At 26.4% G+C, this 17,662-nt stretch carries 26 protein-coding genes; 19 read left to right on the top strand and 7 right to left on the bottom strand.

Annotated features, from left to right (window positions below):
- Positions 1-4 precede the first annotated feature (4 nt).
- From QX51_RS15425 to QX51_RS15415, 3 genes are all read left to right on the top strand, one after another.
- A complete protein-coding gene (locus QX51_RS15425) occupies positions 5-1,441 on the top strand; it encodes a gp53-like domain-containing protein (RefSeq protein WP_039680783.1) in 1,437 nt (478 codons plus the stop codon).
- Positions 1,442-1,538: 97 nt separating this feature from the next.
- On the top strand, positions 1,539-1,895 hold the full coding sequence (locus QX51_RS15420) for a phage holin family protein (RefSeq protein WP_039680782.1): 357 nt from the start codon (positions 1,539-1,541) through the stop codon (positions 1,893-1,895).
- Between the two features lie 68 nt (positions 1,896-1,963).
- The gene (locus QX51_RS15415; protein ID WP_039680781.1) at positions 1,964-2,854 is read left to right on the top strand and encodes a GH25 family lysozyme; all 891 of its coding nucleotides are present in this window, start codon (positions 1,964-1,966) and stop codon (positions 2,852-2,854) included.
- Between the two features lie 829 nt (positions 2,855-3,683).
- Here QX51_RS15415 and QX51_RS15410 read toward each other — a convergent pair.
- Positions 3,684-4,004 (bottom strand): helix-turn-helix domain-containing protein, encoded by a 321-nt coding sequence (locus tag QX51_RS15410; RefSeq protein WP_039680780.1) that lies wholly within the window; start codon positions 4,002-4,004, stop codon positions 3,684-3,686.
- 9 nt (positions 4,005-4,013) lie between these two features.
- Between QX51_RS15410 and QX51_RS15405 the strand changes: the two genes are divergently transcribed.
- Positions 4,014-4,247 carry an FAD-dependent oxidoreductase gene (locus QX51_RS15405; protein ID WP_039680779.1) on the top strand — a complete coding sequence of 78 codons (234 nt, stop codon included), beginning with the start codon at positions 4,014-4,016 and terminating at the stop codon, positions 4,245-4,247.
- Positions 4,248-4,279: 32 nt separating this feature from the next.
- On the opposite strand, the gene QX51_RS15400 is transcribed toward QX51_RS15405, so the two are convergent.
- From QX51_RS15400 to QX51_RS20945, 5 genes are all read right to left on the bottom strand, one after another.
- Complete coding sequence (locus tag QX51_RS15400; protein ID WP_039680778.1) at positions 4,280-5,866, bottom strand: recombinase family protein; 1,587 nt, start codon at positions 5,864-5,866, stop codon at positions 4,280-4,282.
- 172 nt (positions 5,867-6,038) lie between these two features.
- Positions 6,039-6,668, bottom strand: a complete 630-nt coding sequence (locus tag QX51_RS19625; protein WP_152607244.1) for a hypothetical protein — start codon at positions 6,666-6,668, stop codon at positions 6,039-6,041.
- Complete coding sequence (locus QX51_RS15390) at positions 6,658-7,938, bottom strand: AAA family ATPase (protein WP_039680777.1); 1,281 nt, start codon at positions 7,936-7,938, stop codon at positions 6,658-6,660. The genes QX51_RS19625 and QX51_RS15390 overlap by 11 nt, the downstream gene beginning before the upstream one ends.
- 369 nt (positions 7,939-8,307) lie before the next feature.
- Positions 8,308-8,754: an ImmA/IrrE family metallo-endopeptidase gene (locus QX51_RS15385; protein WP_039680776.1), complete on the bottom strand. Its 447-nt coding sequence runs from the start codon at positions 8,752-8,754 to the stop codon at positions 8,308-8,310.
- 13 nt (positions 8,755-8,767) lie between these two features.
- A complete protein-coding gene (locus QX51_RS20945; RefSeq protein WP_039680837.1) occupies positions 8,768-9,169 on the bottom strand; it encodes a helix-turn-helix domain-containing protein in 402 nt (133 codons plus the stop codon).
- A gap of 188 nt (positions 9,170-9,357) precedes the next feature.
- Here QX51_RS20945 and QX51_RS15375 point away from each other — a divergent pair, with 188 nt between their 5' ends.
- Genes QX51_RS15375 through QX51_RS21475 form a run of 3 tightly spaced genes read left to right on the top strand, consistent with a single transcriptional unit; the run spans position 9,358 to position 10,566 of the window.
- Positions 9,358-9,552, top strand: coding sequence for a helix-turn-helix transcriptional regulator (locus tag QX51_RS15375; protein WP_039680775.1), 195 nt, complete (start codon positions 9,358-9,360; stop codon positions 9,550-9,552).
- 35 nt (positions 9,553-9,587) lie between these two features.
- Positions 9,588-10,418 carry a phage antirepressor gene (locus tag QX51_RS15370; protein WP_052233095.1) on the top strand — a complete coding sequence of 277 codons (831 nt, stop codon included), beginning with the start codon at positions 9,588-9,590 and terminating at the stop codon, positions 10,416-10,418.
- A gap of 25 nt (positions 10,419-10,443) precedes the next feature.
- Positions 10,444-10,566: a hypothetical protein gene (locus QX51_RS21475; RefSeq protein ID WP_278246235.1), complete on the top strand. Its 123-nt coding sequence runs from the start codon at positions 10,444-10,446 to the stop codon at positions 10,564-10,566.
- A gap of 95 nt (positions 10,567-10,661) precedes the next feature.
- On the opposite strand, the gene QX51_RS15365 is transcribed toward QX51_RS21475, so the two are convergent.
- Positions 10,662-11,018: a hypothetical protein gene (locus tag QX51_RS15365; protein ID WP_052233094.1), complete on the bottom strand. Its 357-nt coding sequence runs from the start codon at positions 11,016-11,018 to the stop codon at positions 10,662-10,664.
- 63 nt (positions 11,019-11,081) lie between these two features.
- Between QX51_RS15365 and QX51_RS15360 the strand changes: the two genes are divergently transcribed.
- The 12 genes from QX51_RS15360 to QX51_RS15325 all read left to right on the top strand — a co-directional run bounded on the left by QX51_RS15360 (position 11,082) and on the right by QX51_RS15325 (position 17,640).
- Complete coding sequence (locus QX51_RS15360) at positions 11,082-11,291, top strand: helix-turn-helix transcriptional regulator (protein WP_039680774.1); 210 nt, start codon at positions 11,082-11,084, stop codon at positions 11,289-11,291.
- 208 nt (positions 11,292-11,499) lie between these two features.
- Complete coding sequence (locus tag QX51_RS15355; RefSeq protein WP_039680773.1) at positions 11,500-11,784, top strand: hypothetical protein; 285 nt, start codon at positions 11,500-11,502, stop codon at positions 11,782-11,784.
- A gap of 48 nt (positions 11,785-11,832) precedes the next feature.
- Positions 11,833-12,576: a conserved phage C-terminal domain-containing protein gene (locus tag QX51_RS15350; RefSeq protein WP_039680772.1), complete on the top strand. Its 744-nt coding sequence runs from the start codon at positions 11,833-11,835 to the stop codon at positions 12,574-12,576.
- 18 nt (positions 12,577-12,594) lie between these two features.
- The gene (locus tag QX51_RS15345) at positions 12,595-13,953 is read left to right on the top strand and encodes a replicative DNA helicase (protein ID WP_082007848.1); all 1,359 of its coding nucleotides are present in this window, start codon (positions 12,595-12,597) and stop codon (positions 13,951-13,953) included.
- On the top strand, positions 13,901-14,068 hold the full coding sequence (locus QX51_RS20740; protein ID WP_161791935.1) for a hypothetical protein: 168 nt from the start codon (positions 13,901-13,903) through the stop codon (positions 14,066-14,068). Before QX51_RS15345 ends, QX51_RS20740 begins: the two co-directional genes overlap by 53 nt.
- Positions 14,061-14,183 carry a Spo0E family sporulation regulatory protein-aspartic acid phosphatase gene (locus QX51_RS20105; protein WP_082007847.1) on the top strand — a complete coding sequence of 41 codons (123 nt, stop codon included), beginning with the start codon at positions 14,061-14,063 and terminating at the stop codon, positions 14,181-14,183. The genes QX51_RS20740 and QX51_RS20105 overlap by 8 nt, the downstream gene beginning before the upstream one ends.
- Position 14,184: 1 nt before the next feature.
- Positions 14,185-14,568 (top strand): single-stranded DNA-binding protein, encoded by a 384-nt coding sequence (locus QX51_RS15340; protein ID WP_039680771.1) that lies wholly within the window; start codon positions 14,185-14,187, stop codon positions 14,566-14,568.
- A 42-nt stretch (positions 14,569-14,610) separates the two neighbouring features.
- A complete protein-coding gene (locus QX51_RS20735; protein ID WP_161791934.1) occupies positions 14,611-14,784 on the top strand; it encodes a hypothetical protein in 174 nt (57 codons plus the stop codon).
- Between the two features lie 87 nt (positions 14,785-14,871).
- Positions 14,872-15,048, top strand: a complete 177-nt coding sequence (locus QX51_RS20730; protein ID WP_161791933.1) for a hypothetical protein — start codon at positions 14,872-14,874, stop codon at positions 15,046-15,048.
- A gap of 15 nt (positions 15,049-15,063) precedes the next feature.
- Positions 15,064-15,540: a sigma factor-like helix-turn-helix DNA-binding protein gene (locus QX51_RS15335; protein ID WP_039680770.1), complete on the top strand. Its 477-nt coding sequence runs from the start codon at positions 15,064-15,066 to the stop codon at positions 15,538-15,540.
- Positions 15,541-15,838: 298 nt separating this feature from the next.
- The gene (locus QX51_RS15330) at positions 15,839-16,510 is read left to right on the top strand and encodes a tyrosine-type recombinase/integrase (protein WP_039680769.1); all 672 of its coding nucleotides are present in this window, start codon (positions 15,839-15,841) and stop codon (positions 16,508-16,510) included.
- A gap of 527 nt (positions 16,511-17,037) precedes the next feature.
- On the top strand, positions 17,038-17,640 hold the full coding sequence (locus tag QX51_RS15325) for a recombinase family protein (RefSeq protein WP_039680768.1): 603 nt from the start codon (positions 17,038-17,040) through the stop codon (positions 17,638-17,640).
- The last annotated feature ends 22 nt before the right edge of the window (positions 17,641-17,662 follow it).

Genomic DNA, 17,662 nt, shown 5'->3' with positions numbered 1-17,662 from the left:
TTACATGCATATAAATGTATCGGAAGATTTTAAAATAGCTAATAACAAAATAACTAAAAACTATGAAAGTAGAATTACAATTGGTGATACAATTCTTACAAATGAAGATGTAATAAATATCTCTTTTAATAGTATGTTAAAAAATGATAATGCTTTTAGTGTAGGTAATTGTATCTCTACTACATGCACATTAACTTTTATTACTCCAAATTCAATTATAGATACATCTAAGCAAGTTAAAATTGAATTTGGACTGTTGCTTGAAAATGGATTGTATGAATATGTTCCTTACGGTGTTTTTAATATTGCAAATGAAAGTGAGACAGACACAACAACGACTTTCACAATGTATGATAATATAGTTAAACTAGATATTCCTTACATAGATGAAGATAATCTAACTACATATGATAAATTATTAAGAATTCAAAACCAAACAGGAGTTGAAATTCATGAAGATGTATTTGAACTAATAGCTACTAATTCAAAGCAAATTAAAATAGATGGTTATTCTTGTAGAGAAGTTTTGGGATTAATGGCCAGTTTGGTTTTAGGTGATGTGAGCTGCACTAGAGATGGGCAAATAACAATAAAAACATTTAGAAAAGATGATACACCTAATTATAAGCATACATTTACAATAGATGATTATTTAAATTTATCATACGAAAAAGATATATTTAAAATTAAAACACTTAGAGTGATTTGGAAAGATAGCGATTCCATGGAGTTTAATATACATGATACTGGGAAGGTGCTTGAAATAAATAACCCTTTATTTTCGCAGAAAATGTATGAGAATGGTAATGCTTACTGGGGAGATGATATGTTAATATATGCTCCATATTTAGAATTTAAAGGTTATTCAATGAATTTTGGAGGTAATATATTAGCTGATTTAGGAGATGATGTTTTAATAACTAATAAAAAAGGTGATAGTTTTAATAGTTATATTCATAATATGAATATTAATTATAATGGTACTTTTAACATGATTATTGGAGCAAGTGGAGAAACAGATACTACTAATTCTACCACTGCTAAAACAGAAGAAGAATCTGAAATTGAAAGAACAAATCTAGAAATTGACAAGATAAGTGAAAATATTGAAAAACTCAAAGGTCATAAAAAAGTTAATAATATAAATAATGATAATCATAGCTATATGGTGATGGGTGATTTGCTAATATGCTGGGGTAAAGCGTCTTTTACAGGAATGACAGCAAATACAAGATATACTCAAACGATAACATATCCTAAAAAGTTTGCATTTAATCCTTTTGTAGTCACAAGTGATAACACAAGTTATGCTAATCAAGTTTTTTCATGTGCTAGTACAACATCTACTACATGTGAAATAGGAATTTTAGTATCATCAACTTCAACAGGTAATAAATCAATATTTTGGCTTGCAATAGGTAATAAGCATTCTAGTGTATAATAATTAAGTAGAATTTTATAAATTATTGCATTTACACAAATCTTAAGGATCTAATAAATTTAGATTCTTTTTTTATACGAAAAAGGAGAATAACAACATGGGAATAACATTAGAAGTATTATTTAAAGTATTTTTTGTAGGAATATCAATAGACTTTATTGCTGGAATATTAGCAGCGGCTAAAGAAGGTGGATTAAAGTCAAGGAGATGTAGTGAAGGAATGTTCAGGAGCTTTGGAGAGTGTATAGTACTCGGTATATTTATAGCATTGGATTATTTTATACCTCAAATTAGTGCATACATAGGAACGTTTATTATAGGATTTATTTTTAAAGAAGGACTTAGTATCATAGAAAATTTAGTAAGGCTAGATGTATGGGTCCCAAATAGCATAAAGAAAGCTTTAGAAGTTGGAGCAAATAAAGTTGATAAATTAGAAAAAGTAGAAAAATAAAGTGACTTTGTGTAGATCATGCAGAGTCACTTTTATTTTATAAAATATAGAAAAGGAAGGTAAATAAAATGGAAAAAATATTTGGAATTGATGTTAGCTATCACAATGGAACTATTAACTGGAGTAAAGTAAAATCTGAAGGTGTAAAATTTGCAATATTAAGAGCTGGAAGAACTAGTTTATCTTCTAGTAAAACAATGGCAAAGGATGTTAAGTTTGAAGAATATTATAAACAGGCAAAAGCTATAGGAATGCCTATAGGAGCTTATTACTATAGTAGATGTGCTACTGTTGCAGAAGGTAAAGCAGAGGGTAAATTTATAGTAGATTTACTTAAAGGAAAAAAGTTTGAATATCCAATATTCTTGGATATAGAAGATACAGAAGTATTAAAGAAAACATCAAAAAGACAGCTAACAGATGCAGTAAAAGCTATGGCTAAGGTTGTAGAAGATGCTGGCTATTATGTAGCTATATATTCAGGTAAATATATATTAAGAGATCATCTTATTGAAAGTGAACTTTCTAAGTATGATAAATGGATAGCTCATTATGCAAAAGAATGTGGTTACAAAGAAAAGGATCTAATGATGTGGCAGTTTGGAGGAGAGACAAATCTGCTTAGAAATAAAAAAATAAATGGAATACCTTCTTCAAGTACTGACCAAAACTATTGTTATGTAGATTATACATCTCTTATAAAATCAAAAGGATTAAATGGATTTAATAAACCAATAACTAATGAGTATATAACAAATAAAGTTCCTTATTATGTAATTACAAAAGGAAAGCTTAATATAAGAAAGTCACCAACAACTGAAGTTGATATATTACATACAGCTCCAAAGGGTGTGAGGTATAAAATTACTAAAGTATCTAAAAATGGAAAATGGGGGTATGCTCCATATCGTAAAGGATGGTTATCTTTAAATAAAAAATATGTATTTGTAGAAAAATAATAAATAATTTAAATTCATGTGATTAAAAGTATAAGAAAAAGTGCTAGGGGGATGAGTTTTATCCTAGCACTTTTTAATTAATTATTTGGGTAACAAATACCCTGGGAAATACATATTTTTGAAATAAGGGCCTAAATAAAAAATACAGTTTTTGTAATTTGATATTTAGACTGAGTAGCCAATATATATATAATACTATCTAGTAAATACATGTCTATTAAAATTAAGAAAAATTAAGAAGAAAAGAAAAAACATAAACTGTGTAGAATCTAAAGTAAACTTGATAACAACAATTGTATCTCTAATTTCTAATTTTATATAATTTTCCCTGAAAACCTCTTTAATTAAATTTTTCATTTTTTCTCTTCTTCTAAATATAACATTTCTTTAAAAAGAAAATATAAAAAATAAGTTATTTAATTAAGTATAGTGTGGTTTTGAAACTTAAATTAGGGATTTTGGTTTACAGGGATATTAACCACTTTATTGGGGTTAAACAAGAACTATTTTTAAACTTAATAAGTAGATGTCAAGTTTATAGGTTCTTGATTTATGGAAGTTTGAAAAATACTACTATATGAGTATTTTTTTAAAATTATATCATATTTTTCATAAATTTTCCAGTTATTTATGCGGAATATTAGTTTTTTTGAGTGTTTTAGTCTAAAATATTGATTTTAAATATGTGATATTATAATTCATTATTATATGTATAATTGTCAGTCACGATAAAACTGGTAATCAATTATACAGAGAGTACCAACCTAGGCCTCATTTCATCTATAAAGATCCAATTTTTATATTTTTTTCATTTATATTTAATATAAATTTATGTAAAAATAAACTTAATTATATTTCCTACTACTATGCATAGTATAAAATCTTTTCTTACTAATTTTAATATTTTTTTGATTAATACCTTTGATTGAGGATAGTCTCTATCTTTATGTTCAATCATCCATAAATGGCCTTGGGAACAGTTTACAAGTTCACCAAGTTCTTTATAAGATAAATTATTATTTAATCTATATTTTTTTATCATTTCTGAAAGAGTATCATCTTTGCTATAATTATATAAACGATAAGTTTTATCTCCATACAATTTAAAACGTATTGGTTTAAGTGTCGCAATACTATTAACACAGCACATGCAAAATTAATGTCACCTTTCTTCAATCTGGAAAAATTAAGAAGTGTATCTGGTTTTGAAACTGCTTGTATAGTAGATCCATATAGTGGAGGAAAGGGAAACTCAATCAGATATATGGCAGTATCTCCAAGGGATAATTATATGAGAGCGGAAAATATGAAAAACTTATTTGTTGGAGGAGAAAAATCAGGATTTTATGTTGGGCATACGGAAGCTACAACAACTAAAATACAATGTTTTTAAAAACTCTGAATCAGTTGCAGTAGCTATATTTTCTATATTAGTGCTTTTTTTTTAGTACCTAAATAACACACATTTATATTACCAGTATCACCATCCCAAATAATTTCATCGATTATACTAGATAGTAAAAATCTTTTAGTATTTAAATCAGCGTTATCAAATTCATTTCTAAATTTAATAAAAGCATCTGATATTATATTTAAGTTTATATCAATAGAATCAATTTCCTTGCTTAAATTATCTAATTTAATAAGTTTATTATTTAAACTTTCAAGTTCTTGATTTAATTTTTCAATTTCAGAGATTATATATTTAGATGCAACACTATCTGTATTTAGTGACAGCTGTTTAACTAAATTTTCTATAGCTGAATTAGCATCTTCTATTTTCTTATTAATTATTTTTTTCTCAGATTTAATATTTTTATTTTTTTCTAATGTTGCTTTTTTAGATTCTTCAAATTTATTAAAAATATTATTTTCATTTACATTCTTTATTTGTTCAATTACTACTTCTTCTAATTGTTCACCATTTATATTTTTATTATCACATGCTACTAAACCTTTTGTGTTTTTCTTAGCGCATATATAATAATGACCTCTTGTACCATCTTTTCTTTTAGATCCATAATTTACTCTCATTGTACTTCCACATCTACATTTTAATAGTCCAGTTAAAAGAGCAACATTACTTCCAGAAACTACTCTTGGAGCTTTAGATTTGTTTGAGTCTAATATTTTTTGAATGTAAAACCATCTATCAGAATCTATAATTCCTTTATGTTTTGCAACTGAAACTATAGGAGTATTTGATTGTTTTGCATAAGTTAAAAATCCATGAGAGTTATCAGGACTACCAACTACATCCATACCATTATTTGATAAGTATTTTATAACCTCTTCACTAGACTTAGCATAGCAAGGATTTCTAAGTATAGATTGAAGTGTTGATTTATCTAAATTACCATTATTTTTACCTTTATGATTAGAAGATAAGAAGTATTTTTCAACTTGAGATAGTGACTTTAATTCCTCATATTTAGAGTATATAAGTTCTACTAACTTCATTTCTTCTTTATCAACCTTTAACTTCCACATTGACCTTTGGTTCATACTTTCATCAAAATAAGTTATTTTTTCTGATGTAAATCCAGTAGGAGTATTTCCTCCAAGCCATCTTCCTGTACGTGCTAATTCATACATATTATCTTTGACACGTTCAGCTATAGTTTCTCTTTCTAATTGTGCAAAGACAGAAGAAATATACATCATAGCACGTCCCATTGGAGTAGACGTGTCAAACTGTTCTTTTATTGATATAAAAGATACACCTAATTTATTTAACTCTTCTATAAGAGCAGAGAAGTCAGATACATTTCTTGAAATTCTATCTAATCTATAACAGATTAAACAATCGAACTTCTTATCTTTAGCATCAGCTAACATATCTTGAAACTTAGGTCTATCTGTAGATCCTCCACTAAAACCTTCATCTTCATATACTAAAAATTCAGTAATGCCTATATTTTTAGCATAGTCCATACAAAGTTGAATTTGATTTTCTATTGACTCACCTTTTCCAGTGAATTTACTTTTTCTTGAGTATATTGCAGCAATCATTATAAAACCACCTTTCAAGATAATTATATCATTTATAAAATATAGTTAAAATAAAAGTTATACTTTATAAAATAAAAATCACTACTTTAAATAATTAAAAGTAGTGATTTAGATATAAATTATTTAAAATAGTGTTTGAATGAGTATAAAATAGTAAATATAAATTGATATCTTATACTTCTACAGCTAACTGATTAAACATATCTATATTTTGGAATCTTCTTACAAAATTCCTTTCAAATTGAGATTTTGTATATGTATGTACTTCATTTAAATATATATCTTTAAATTTATGTAAATCAAAATGAATAATCTCTTTATTGGATAAATCAGCTAATCTACTAGAAATTGCGTTCAAAGAGTTACTACGAAAAGATTTTGCTTTATGTTTTTTAGTTTCATTGAATACTAATATATATTTAATATTTTTTCTTGAAAATGAAATATTTTCATCTATCGTATCTAATAGAATAAGTAAACTATCATATAACTTAGTATGTAAACTAAATGGGCCATTATTAGAATCATTGATTGAACCATTTTTAAATTCTATAAAATAAATTTCATCATTATTAATAAATAATGCATCATTAGATTTAATACCTCTTTTTTGAGGGGTATTTCTAGAATCATAAATTATAGGTAAATTTAATTTGTTTATATAAAATTCTTTGTAGCTATCAAAGTTGATAACATTCATATTAGAGTTAGTCATATATTCATTATTAGCAGTATCTTTAGAAGTTTCAGATAAAGTTTCTCTAAATTGACATCCAGAACTTATTAAATAATTAGAACTCATTATTTTCACCAATTTCATAAAATAATTTCTCTAATTTTTGTAATGGAGAAGCTAGTTTATCATAAATATAACTAGTTTCATTTGTAACATCAGCTATATGAGAAACAGTATTATCATCTTTGTCTAATTCTGCTAAATAGTAATTACACTTATTTGATACTTTATACTTAGTTGAAAATACTTCAATTGCATTTAAAAAATACGGACTATGTGTATTTACAATAATATTGATGCTAAATTCTTCATTTAATAAAACAATTATTTCAGCTAAAATAAGTTGCCAATCTGGATGTAAGTGTATTTCAGGCTCATCAAGTATTAAAAGTCCATTTTCTTCCAAATAACCATTTTCCAGTAATCTTTTTATTATAACAAAAGTTTTTAAACCATTTGATAAATTTGTAAGACTTAAAGGTTCATTTAATCCTGTAATATTAAATTTTAATTCACCATCTATATCAGAAAAAGATCCATTTGTAACGCTATTTAACTTACTAATAATTTTAGAAAGCCTTGATTTAGTTAATGTTTGGTTTATCAAATTATTATTTGAATTACGGTTTTCTAATTTATTAGAAAAATCTTCTTTATGATGAACGGCTTTAAAAGGATTTATTTTTTTATTAGATAATTCATCTAACATAAAAGGATTATCAATATAAATAGGGTTCACAAATAAGTTTATTGTTCTTTTAATGTTTTCAATTTCATTATTTTTAAATACAAAATATAAAGATTTATCTTTTATATTTAATTCTACAGTAGCTTTTTTATCCTTAAAGTTTGTATGATTAATCTGAGAATTAAATTCAGAATTAAAAATATCTTCAACTATAGTAAACTCAACGATATCATTTTTTATATCTAACACTTCTTGTATATCAAGGATTATTTTATCAAAATCTGAGTCATCTAAATTTATTTTAAAATCTTTAGACATAAGATCAGAAACAAATTTATTAATATTAGATATATTTTCATAATTATTTATTATTTTTTCAGCAATAGATCTACATAAAGTTATATTATTATTTAAACTATTAAGATCTTCATCCAAATTAACAACATATTTGAATAGCTTAGATATTATAAGATCTTTTTTTTCTGAATAAATTTTTTCTTCAATATTGTAATAACTAGCATACATAGAATACAATATTTTTCCTATTGTGCTTTTACCTGTATTATTTTCACCTGCAATAACAGTTATGCCATCTATTTTCACTTCTGCATTCTGTATTTTAGCAAAGTTTTTTATTTTTAAAAGCATTTTTACCTCCCCATATAATATAAAAATTAATTTATATTATATAATACTATTTAGTTAATATACAATAATATATTTAAATTTAAATCCTATTATATTTGACATATGTATTATATCATATTCAAGTTGAAACATATAAAATTTATATGTTTGATTCTTTTTTTATAATATGTATGTGATATAATTTAAATATATAAAATCTAGTGATTAGATTTGAAGTTGGAAATCGCAACCAACGAGCTATTTTATAGATAGTAACCAGAGATGACAGGATACGCCGTCCTACCAAGTCTAATTAACAGATATTAAAGAGAGGGATTTATCCTTCTCTTTTTAATTTTATTGTTTGATGTATAAGTAATTAAGTATTTACTAAAACAACTCTCTCATCTTATACATAATAAATTCTTGAGGAACACAAAAGTGTTTGCTTAATTGTTCTATAGTTACGTATTCATAGCCAGAAGAAAAAGTATCTAGATCTTTATCGTCTATTAATAGATGAGCAGCAAATTCATTTGCTTCATTCTCATATTTATCTGTAATACAAAATGTATAATTTTTTAAGAAACAGATATTAGAATGCTTATGTAGTAGAATATGCCCAAGTTCATGTGCAATGACTATAGGCTCTTCCCATTCTTTAATATTTTCATTTAAAATAATAAACATATCATTATAAACATTTAAAAAGTACCCTTTTATACTTCCTAATTTATCTCTTTTTATAGTTATATTTAAATGGTCGCAGAGTTCATATACATTTGATGTGTTATATTTTTTTATTAAGTTAATAACTATTCCCTTAATTCTTCCCACAATAATCACCTATTTACTTCTTATTACTCTTCATTGTCTTAGCCAGTTCAATTGTACTTCTTATAGAGTTTCTAAGTAAAAACATATCTTCTTCACTCATAGGCTCACCACATAACATAAGACCTTTTTGTTCCATTAGTTCATCTATAATCTTTTCTATGTCATTATCTTTTTCATTTTTATTTATATCAATTTTATTATCTTTAATATTGTTTCTTATATCAGTTCTACCAAGAAGATAATCGACAGATACCTCAAAAAAATCAGCTAGTCTTGTAAGAGTTTCTTTATCTGGAAATCTCTCATTTGACTCATAGTATCCAATAACCCTACCAGATACATTTAATTTTTCTCCAAGTTCTTTTTGTGTATAGTTACCATTTTTTCTTAATAATTTTAATCTATCTCCAAACATATTTTACCTCCTCATAAAGTACACAAATTGTTCTTTTTTACAAGTTAAATATAACATATTGTTCGATAAAGAGAAACTAATAAAATAAAAAAGAATAAAAAGTTCCTAAAAAGTGTTGACAAAGAACAAATGGTTCTATATTATTATAAATATAAACAGAACAAATAGTTCTAAAAAGGAGGCGACAGATGTTCAAGAGCAACCTAAAGTTATATAGAACTAAGAAGAATATAACGCAATTAGAATTAGCTGAAAAGACTGGGGTTACAAAAGATTATATATCAATGATAGAAAGAGGAAAAAGAAACCCTGGCATATTTTTAGCCAAAAAAATAGCTGTAATATTAGATGCAACTTTAGATGAAATTTTTTTTGGAAATTAAAAGAACAAAATGTTCTTTGATGAGGAGGGATAGAAATGCAAAGTAGTTTATATGAAAGTTACAAAACAATAGAAAATAATCAAAATACATTATCAGTATTTAATAATCAAGAGTTTGGAGAAATAAGAACATTAAACATTGACAACGAACCTTGGTTTGTAGGAAAAGATGTAGCCACAGTATTAGGTTACTCAAATACTAGAAAAGCATTAATAGATCATATAGATAGTGAAGATAAGGGGGTAACGAAATGTGACACCCTTAAAGGTAAGCAAGATATGACAGTTATAAATGAAAGTGGACTTTATAGCTTGATACTATCAAGTAAACTACCAAATGCGAAAAAATTCAAACGTTGGGTTACAAGTGAAGTTTTACCGCAAATAAGAAGAACTGGTGGATATATACCGATAAGTCAAGAAGATGATGAAAAAACAATAATGGCAAAAGCATTGATGATTTCACAAAGGACTATTGAGGAAAAAGATGCACTACTTGCTCAAAAAGAAAAGCAAGTACAGTATTTGTCTTATGAAGTAGAGTCAAAGGATAGATATTTAAACCAAATAGCTCAATCAAAAAATACTATTTTAGTAAGAGAATTAGCCAAAGTTATATCTAAGGAAAATTTCATAATAGGTGAAAGAAGATTATGGGATAAGTTAAGAGCCTGGGGACTTATATTAAAAGGAAAAACAGAGCCAAGTCAAAGAGCAGTAGAAAGAGGTTTATTTGAAGTAAGTGAAAGTATATCGAGAGGTTCAAGAGGTACATTTACTCATAGAACCACTAGGGTTACTGGAAAAGGTCAAGATTACATAATAAAAAGATTACTTGAAGAAATGGAAGAACAGATTTGTATATAGAGAGTAAGGATTAGGAGGATATAGAGTGGAAGAAAATAAAATATTAGTAGAATGTATATTAAGTGAGAAAGAGCATAAAGAAGCTCAGAGAATAGGTGAAAGTATATTAGCCTATATAAAACTAGAAACAATACTTGTTATGCAGTAGCAGAAAAGTCTTTAGAGATAGCTATAAAAGGAATAAAAAAAGAGTTGATTCTAAAAGAAAACAACTAACCTATAAAAGATTAGTTGTTAATATGATTAAAATTTAAAGATTTCTAAAAAGTTATTACAATCTTCTTCAAACTTACGGAATTCAATATCAGTCCATTGAAGGCTGTGATTTGTAGAATAAGATGATAAGAACTCTTTATTAAAAACATCAAATTGATGTATTGCTGTTTCAAATTCTGAACACTCGCCAGGTTCAGAATGCTGAATATATAAAGAATTTGCTATATGGATATAAGTATGTGCTTGATTTAAATGTGCTATAGCAGAATTTACTTTATATGTATTTTCATTATCATCAAATATTAACGTGTGGAATTCCCTAGAAGAATATAAAGCTTTTTTTAGGTATTTAACTAAAATTTCTATTAGTTTTTTAGTTTCCATAAATGATCTCCTTTCGTAATAATAAACATATTATACAACTTCATTAAGGAGCAAATAAAGAGGATGGAAAAAATGATAAATAAAAATAAATTAATACAATTATCTGAAGAAAGAAAAGTTTCTAGATACAGAGTTTCAAAAGCAACTGGAATATTAGAAACATATATAAATAATATTTTTAACGGAAAACAAGTTAATCCAACAGTTTCAATAGTATATAAACTTGCTAAATACTTTGGGACAAGCATAGAAGAATTATTAAAAGAAGAGTAGTAATAGGACAAAATTTTTAAATCATAAAATAATATAGGGGGATAGATAAATGAGTATAAAGATGACAGCTGAACAATTGAAATTTATAAGTAGCTTATTTCCTAATATGACTATACTTGAATTTTTAAAGTTAATTAATAGACAGTAGAAGTGACAAGTTAATGAGTCTGTATTTTAACTTCATAAAAAATATAATGAGGTGGGGGAAATGAAAAAAGTTACAAAAACGAAAATGGGAAAAATGGATGTAACGATTACAGAACATTTTCCAGATGATCCTAAAGATATGAATAAAATTAGAGATATACTTGCAGGATTTTACGTAAATCAATTTAGAAAAATGTATCCAGAAGAAGTATTAGATATAGCTATTCCTGTATATCAAAGAATATTAGATTTAGAGGGGTTAGGTAATAGTTATGAAGAGAGTAAGCAACAAGCTATAGAAGAATATTATCAAAATAAAAATCCTTACATAACTCAAAATAACTAAATATTTTGAGTTTTAGATAAAAATAGTAGAAGTCAAAGGAGAGTAGGAATGGCAATCGTAAGAGTAATAAAAGACAAAAGTAATCCTTATGTGATGCTAAATAAAACATGCTTATGTGATGAAAAATTATCATGGAAGGCTAAAGGTTTACATTCTTATTTGTTAAGCCTTCCAGATGATTGGCAAATTTATATAGAAGATTTAAAGAATAGAAGTAAAGACGGTAGAGATTCAACCACAACAGCAGTTAATGAACTTATTGCCCTAGGATATATAAAAAGAACTCCTTCAAAAGATGAAAAAACAGGTAAGTTTAAAGGTGGTTATGATTATGAGGTCTATGAAATGCCTATAGAAGTAAATGAAAGTAGAGAAATTAACCGGGTTACGGAAAATCCGAAATCGGATAAAACCGAAATCGGAAAAAATCCTATTCCGGAAAATCCGAAACTATTAAATAATAAACTTAAACTAAATAATAATATATATAGTCTTGTTATAGAAAAATTAAACAATTTAGCTAATACATCTTATAAATCAACTACTAAGAAAACTCAATCACTAATTAGAGCAAGAGTAGAAGATGGATTCACATTAGAAGACTTTTATAAGGTAATAGAAAATAAGGTTTCAGAGTGGCAAGGAACTGAATATGAAAAATATCTTAGACCAGAAACTTTATTCGGAACTAAGTTTGAAAATTATTTAAATCAAAGAGTTAAATTTAAACAAGAAAAAACAACTAAAGAGGAGATAGATTTTTATCCAAATATAAATTTTGAAACAATATAAGTATTTAGGGGGATTTAAATGAGTTTAGATGCAATAGAGATAGAGAAAAGTGTACTCGGTTCTTTCCTAGTAGACAACAATACTCTTCAACACTTAGATTTATTAAATGAAAGTGATTTTTCTGTTGAAGGTCACAAAATAATTTTTAAAGAAATCAAGAATTTATGCAATAATAAAATGCTAGATTTAGTTACTTTAAGTGAAAAAATAAAAGACAATGATATTTCAATGAGTTATATTTCTAATTTAACAGTATTATCTAGCCCGTACAGTATAGAAAATCATATTTCCATACTAAGGGGCAAAGCAAGAAAAAGAAAAATTGTAAATCAATCTTACAAGCTTATAGAGGCAATTAGAAAAGATGATGATCTAGAGCAACTTATATATAATTTTGAAGTTAATGCTAAGAAGATAGTTAATAATAATTCAACTGTTGAAGATGATGTGATGAATATTGCAACAAAATTCTTAGATTATATAGAAAATAAAACAGATGAAAAGATTAGTTTTGGTGTAAAGTTCCTGGATGAAATGATAGGTGGACTATATAAGGGAGAACTTACAACTATAGCTGCTAAATCAGGAGTTGGAAAAACTGCTTTAGCACTTCAAATACTTAGAAGTTGTTTAAAACAAAATAAAAAAGTTTTACTTATATCAAGAGAAATGTCGGATGTCCAGATGTTTGTAAGAAACATAGTCTCTCTTACTGGAATAGATTCTAAAACTATAAAAAATAAAGTTTTTACTGAGGAACAACTAGAACAGATTATCAAAGCTATAGGAGTATTAACTGATAATAATAATTTATTTATAAATGATAATGTAGACAGAATTAGCAAGATTAAAACAAGAATAAGACAAGTTAAGCCTGATGTTGTGATAATAGATTATTTGCAACTTTTGACAGTAGAAAAAAATGAAGGTAGCAGGGAGAGGGAAGTTGCAACACTTAGTAGAGAAATTAAGAATATGACGTTAGATTTTAAAATACCAATTATTCAACTATCTCAGTTAAATGATGAAATGAAAGACTCAAGGCCTTGGGGAGAAAGACCAATGAGAGATTCTAAAGCAATTTATCATGATAGTAATAATGTAATTTACATACATGAACCAGTGGGCGCAGATTTAGAAGATGCTTGTGAAGAGAATGGACTGAATGTTGAATCTGTAAAAGCTGCTAAAGAGAGAAGTTGTATACTTGTAGATTTAATAGTAGCAAAAAATAGAGATGGTTCTAAAGGAATAAAGCAACATTGGTTCGCAGGAGACAGATTATATTTTCAAGAAGTAATGGGCGGAGGTTTAAAAGAAAAATATGATAAGCAACAAAGATATAATAGACAGTTTAACAATTTTAGAAAAAGCTAGTTTAATAAAATTGTTGTTCATTGAGATAAAGAAAGACGGTATAGAGATAACAGAGCAAGAAGCTTTTCACTTAGCAGCTGAAAAATTATTCAAGGGAGGTATAGACCTTGGATAGATTAAAGGAATTATTAGAAGAAGAATACATAAGAAATGGCTTAACAAAGAAAGCTCTAGAGTTAAGTCAAGAGCTTGATAAATACATAGTAGAGGAGCAGAAAAGAAGGAAATAATATGAATGAAATTATACTTATAGGAAGATTGACAAGAGACCCTGAATTAAGATATTTACCTAATACAGGAACACCTGTAGCGACATTTACACTAGCTGTAAATAGAGATTATAAGGATAAAGAAGGAAATGTACAGGCTGATTTTATACCAGTTGAGGTTATGGGAAAAGTTGCAGATTTTGTTATGAATTATATAACTAAAGGTAGATTGGTAGCTATTAAGGGATCTATTAGGATTGATAGATATATAAAAGATGATGAAAATAGAACTTTTACAAAAGTAAGTGCTAAAAGTGTACAAGCATTAGATAGTAATAAGAATAAACCACAAACTGAAGTACCACAAGAGTTTCAAGCTATAGATGATGATGAGATACCATTTTAGATGATGAAATATAATTTTTATTTAATAGGGGGGGAAAGAATTATGGCAAGAAAAAAATATGCTAAAGCAAAAAGTATATATGAAACTAAAACGGAGCTCGATGGAACTTCAAGAAGAGAGTATCCAGTTAAAAAAATGAAATTGAGTAAGAAAAAACTTGAAGAGTATCTAAATGATATGAACAAAAGAGAAGTTAAGTATATAAATAATTTGTAGGTAAAACAAGCAAATATAGGGTTAAGTTATTATATAGTTTTATAACTGAATTATCAAATGATTTTCATTTAAGAAGAGGTGAATAATATGTTCAAATTTATTGTTAATGGCAAAGAAGTTAGCTATGAATATTTTAACATTACAAAAATAATGAAAGAGACATGTTCAAAAATGAAAATGTGTAATGAATGTGACTTAATAAATATATGCACAGGATATGATTGCATTCCGAGCAGAGCAGAGTTAAAAATAGAATTAAAATAATAAAGGTGATAAAATATGAAGCAAGATAATAAAGAAAATATAGGTAAAATACGCTTTGATAAAGTTCGAAAAGATCTTATAAAGTTAAGAAAAAACTTGAAATCAATGGCTGCATGGAAAATGGAATTGTATGTTATTGAAAATAAAATGAGTGCATATAAAAGTGGTGGATTTAGTCTAGGATCTAAAAGCAATGCAACTATAACTATAGAGGATATACTTGCAAGAGATGAAACAAGAGCTAATACACTAGAAAGTAATATTGATTATACTATTTATAAATTAAATGAATATAAAGCATATTTAGAAGTATTAGATGATAATGAGCATGAAGTTATAAACAGAAGATATTTAGATTATGAAAATAAAAGAGTATCTTATGAAAAAATAGGAGAAGATATGCATTATTCAAATGTAACTGTGAAAAGATGGCATGATTCAGCAATAAAAAAGATGGTTAATTATAAGTATGGAAACATTGATATAACTTAAATGTTATGAATGTGTAATAAAAATGTAATGAAAGAGTAATAAAGATGTAATACTGATGTTATGAAAAACATGTTAATATGATATTGTGACAGGATGTGAAAAATACTCTGTATATGAGTATACATTCTTAGAACCTTGAAAATTTAATATATAGATATGTTAAAGGTCATTTTTAAAACGATACCTCCTAAACTATTTTGGATTATAAATAAAAAGAGCATTAAGTTTAATTAATGCTCTTTTTTATTGCATTTTTTAATTTAGTAAATCAATTTGTATTGGGGTGATATGACATGGTATGAATGAAGAATTGTATTTAGATGAAATTATAGATAAACAAGATAAAAAAGTTCCAGCCAAGCCTATTCCTGAAAATTATATCAAACGATTTGCATATCGATTGGAAGAGAAGAGTAAAGATTTTGAAAAGCGAAATATGATGCTATATATGATTGGTATAGGCACTGGTTATAGAATGCAAGATGTAGTAGATCTAACTATAGGAGAAATAAAAGAAGCTTTGGAACTTGGATATTTCGAAATACAAGAGAAAAAACAATATAAAAGTTGGCTTACATATATAAAAAAGAATCCGAACTCTAAAAGAAAACCTCCTAAAAAAAGGAAAGCTATAATAAGTTCATCATTAAGTACAGCCTTAACAGAATATGTTAAAGGTAAGCGTAAATCTCAATATGCATTTGAATCTAAAAAAGGTAAACATATAAGCAGTCAGTCATTTAGCAGAATTCTTAGAGAAGTTGCCAAAACATTAGGTTTAAATGCAATAACAGGACATAGTTTAAGAAAAACTTATGCTAGAAGAATTTATGATAGAACTGGAAACATAGAAAGAGTAAGGCAAAGATTAGGTCATAAGAGTGTAGAAACAACAAAAGAATACATAGGATTGTATGATGAAGAGATGAGAGAAGATGCTTCGTTATTTGATGATCTTCTAGACTTCTAATTTTTTTTAGCCTTGATATGTTCAAAAAAAGAGTACCTAAGTATTTAGGGTAAAAAATAAAAGTTTCTTCTATATATATGCATTAAAAAAATATATGTTTAATCTATATAGTTATTGAGCATATGAAAATACATAAAAAAAGTATATGAAAATAAGTAATATCAAAGGATACAGTCTATTTTTAGTAATAAGTATAGAATTCTAAAAATAATTGAAACAAACGCTAGAGGTCAAGTTCAAACAATTATTATATATAAATGGCTTGATTTCAATAGCTTGAATAAGATTTGCGTTTGTTAATCAATATTAGGGCCAAGAGTTAATGCATATAAAAAATAAGTGTTCAAAAAAACAATTGTTTTCGTGAACAGTTTGAAAAAGCATAAATTCATATATTGGATATAGGTATTTCAATAAAAAATACTTTAAAAGTGTTCACGAAATTAAATATACCTTTTCGTTGACAACTTTAATATTTTATATTATAGTCTAACTATAAAATGTATACGAAAAGGGGTAATAATAAAATGAACAATATTGTTTATGGTTATGCTAGATGTTCTACAGATGAAACTAAACAAGATATTACAAGACAAATAAGAGAACTTAAAGAACTTGGAGCAAGTAAAGAAAATATATACTTGGAATATGAAAGTGGTACTAAAACAGATAGAGTAGAATTAAATAAACTGCTTAATACTATTAAACAAGGTGACACAATAGTTACAACAGAGGTATCTCGTATAACTAGAAGTACAAAACAACTTTGTGAAATAATAGAATTAGTGCAGCAAAAGCATCTAAAACTTGTTATAGGTGCATTTATTGTTGATTGTACTAAAGGACAATTAGATCCAATGACAGAAGGTATGTTAAAGATGATGGGTGTTTTTTCAGAAATGGAAAGAAACATGATAAGTCAAAGAGTTAAATCAGGAATGGCACATGCAAAGGCTAAAGGAAAAATTGTAGGTAGACCTAAAGTAACAAGTGAAAACATACCAGGTATATTTTTAAAGCATTATCCAAGTTATATAAACAAGAATATAAACATATCAGAGTTTTCAAGACTATGCAATATGAGTAGAACAACAATATATAAATATATAAAATTATTAAATAATGAATAAGAAGGGCTGTAGAGTCCTTTTT

It is taken from the genome of Terrisporobacter othiniensis (assembly GCF_000808015.1).
In the GTDB taxonomy this organism is placed as follows: domain Bacteria; phylum Bacillota; class Clostridia; order Peptostreptococcales; family Peptostreptococcaceae; genus Terrisporobacter; species Terrisporobacter muris.
This window is presented reverse-complemented; position numbering and strand designations above follow the sequence as displayed.

What these genes read in the sequence shown, in the direction of transcription:
- QX51_RS15425 (WP_039680783.1), top strand. Translation starts at nt 5, where the DNA reads ATGCATATAAATGTATCGGAAGATTTTAAAATAGCTAATAACAAAATA.
- QX51_RS15420 (WP_039680782.1), top strand. Translation starts at nt 1,539, where the DNA reads ATGGGAATAACATTAGAAGTATTATTTAAAGTATTTTTTGTAGGAATA.
- QX51_RS15415 (WP_039680781.1), top strand. Translation starts at nt 1,964, where the DNA reads ATGGAAAAAATATTTGGAATTGATGTTAGCTATCACAATGGAACTATT.
- QX51_RS15410 (WP_039680780.1), bottom strand. Translation starts at nt 4,004, where the DNA reads ATGTGCTGTGTTAATAGTATTGCGACACTTAAACCAATACGTTTTAAA.
- QX51_RS15405 (WP_039680779.1), top strand. Translation starts at nt 4,014, where the DNA reads ATGTCACCTTTCTTCAATCTGGAAAAATTAAGAAGTGTATCTGGTTTT.
- QX51_RS15400 (WP_039680778.1), bottom strand. Translation starts at nt 5,866, where the DNA reads ATGATTGCTGCAATATACTCAAGAAAAAGTAAATTCACTGGAAAAGGT.
- QX51_RS19625 (WP_152607244.1), bottom strand. Translation starts at nt 6,668, where the DNA reads ATGAGTTCTAATTATTTAATAAGTTCTGGATGTCAATTTAGAGAAACT.
- QX51_RS15390 (WP_039680777.1), bottom strand. Translation starts at nt 7,938, where the DNA reads ATGCTTTTAAAAATAAAAAACTTTGCTAAAATACAGAATGCAGAAGTG.
- QX51_RS20945 (WP_039680837.1), bottom strand. Translation starts at nt 9,169, where the DNA reads ATGTTTGGAGATAGATTAAAATTATTAAGAAAAAATGGTAACTATACA.
- QX51_RS15375 (WP_039680775.1), top strand. Translation starts at nt 9,358, where the DNA reads ATGTTCAAGAGCAACCTAAAGTTATATAGAACTAAGAAGAATATAACG.
- QX51_RS15370 (WP_052233095.1), top strand. Translation starts at nt 9,588, where the DNA reads ATGCAAAGTAGTTTATATGAAAGTTACAAAACAATAGAAAATAATCAA.
- QX51_RS15365 (WP_052233094.1), bottom strand. Translation starts at nt 11,018, where the DNA reads ATGGAAACTAAAAAACTAATAGAAATTTTAGTTAAATACCTAAAAAAA.
- QX51_RS15360 (WP_039680774.1), top strand. Translation starts at nt 11,082, where the DNA reads ATGGAAAAAATGATAAATAAAAATAAATTAATACAATTATCTGAAGAA.
- QX51_RS15355 (WP_039680773.1), top strand. Translation starts at nt 11,500, where the DNA reads ATGAAAAAAGTTACAAAAACGAAAATGGGAAAAATGGATGTAACGATT.
- QX51_RS15350 (WP_039680772.1), top strand. Translation starts at nt 11,833, where the DNA reads ATGGCAATCGTAAGAGTAATAAAAGACAAAAGTAATCCTTATGTGATG.
- QX51_RS15345 (WP_082007848.1), top strand. Translation starts at nt 12,595, where the DNA reads ATGAGTTTAGATGCAATAGAGATAGAGAAAAGTGTACTCGGTTCTTTC.
- QX51_RS20740 (WP_161791935.1), top strand. Translation starts at nt 13,901, where the DNA reads ATGATAAGCAACAAAGATATAATAGACAGTTTAACAATTTTAGAAAAA.
- QX51_RS15340 (WP_039680771.1), top strand. Translation starts at nt 14,185, where the DNA reads ATGAATGAAATTATACTTATAGGAAGATTGACAAGAGACCCTGAATTA.
- QX51_RS20735 (WP_161791934.1), top strand. Translation starts at nt 14,611, where the DNA reads ATGGCAAGAAAAAAATATGCTAAAGCAAAAAGTATATATGAAACTAAA.
- QX51_RS20730 (WP_161791933.1), top strand. Translation starts at nt 14,872, where the DNA reads ATGTTCAAATTTATTGTTAATGGCAAAGAAGTTAGCTATGAATATTTT.
- QX51_RS15335 (WP_039680770.1), top strand. Translation starts at nt 15,064, where the DNA reads ATGAAGCAAGATAATAAAGAAAATATAGGTAAAATACGCTTTGATAAA.
- QX51_RS15330 (WP_039680769.1), top strand. Translation starts at nt 15,839, where the DNA reads ATGAATGAAGAATTGTATTTAGATGAAATTATAGATAAACAAGATAAA.
- QX51_RS15325 (WP_039680768.1), top strand. Translation starts at nt 17,038, where the DNA reads ATGAACAATATTGTTTATGGTTATGCTAGATGTTCTACAGATGAAACT.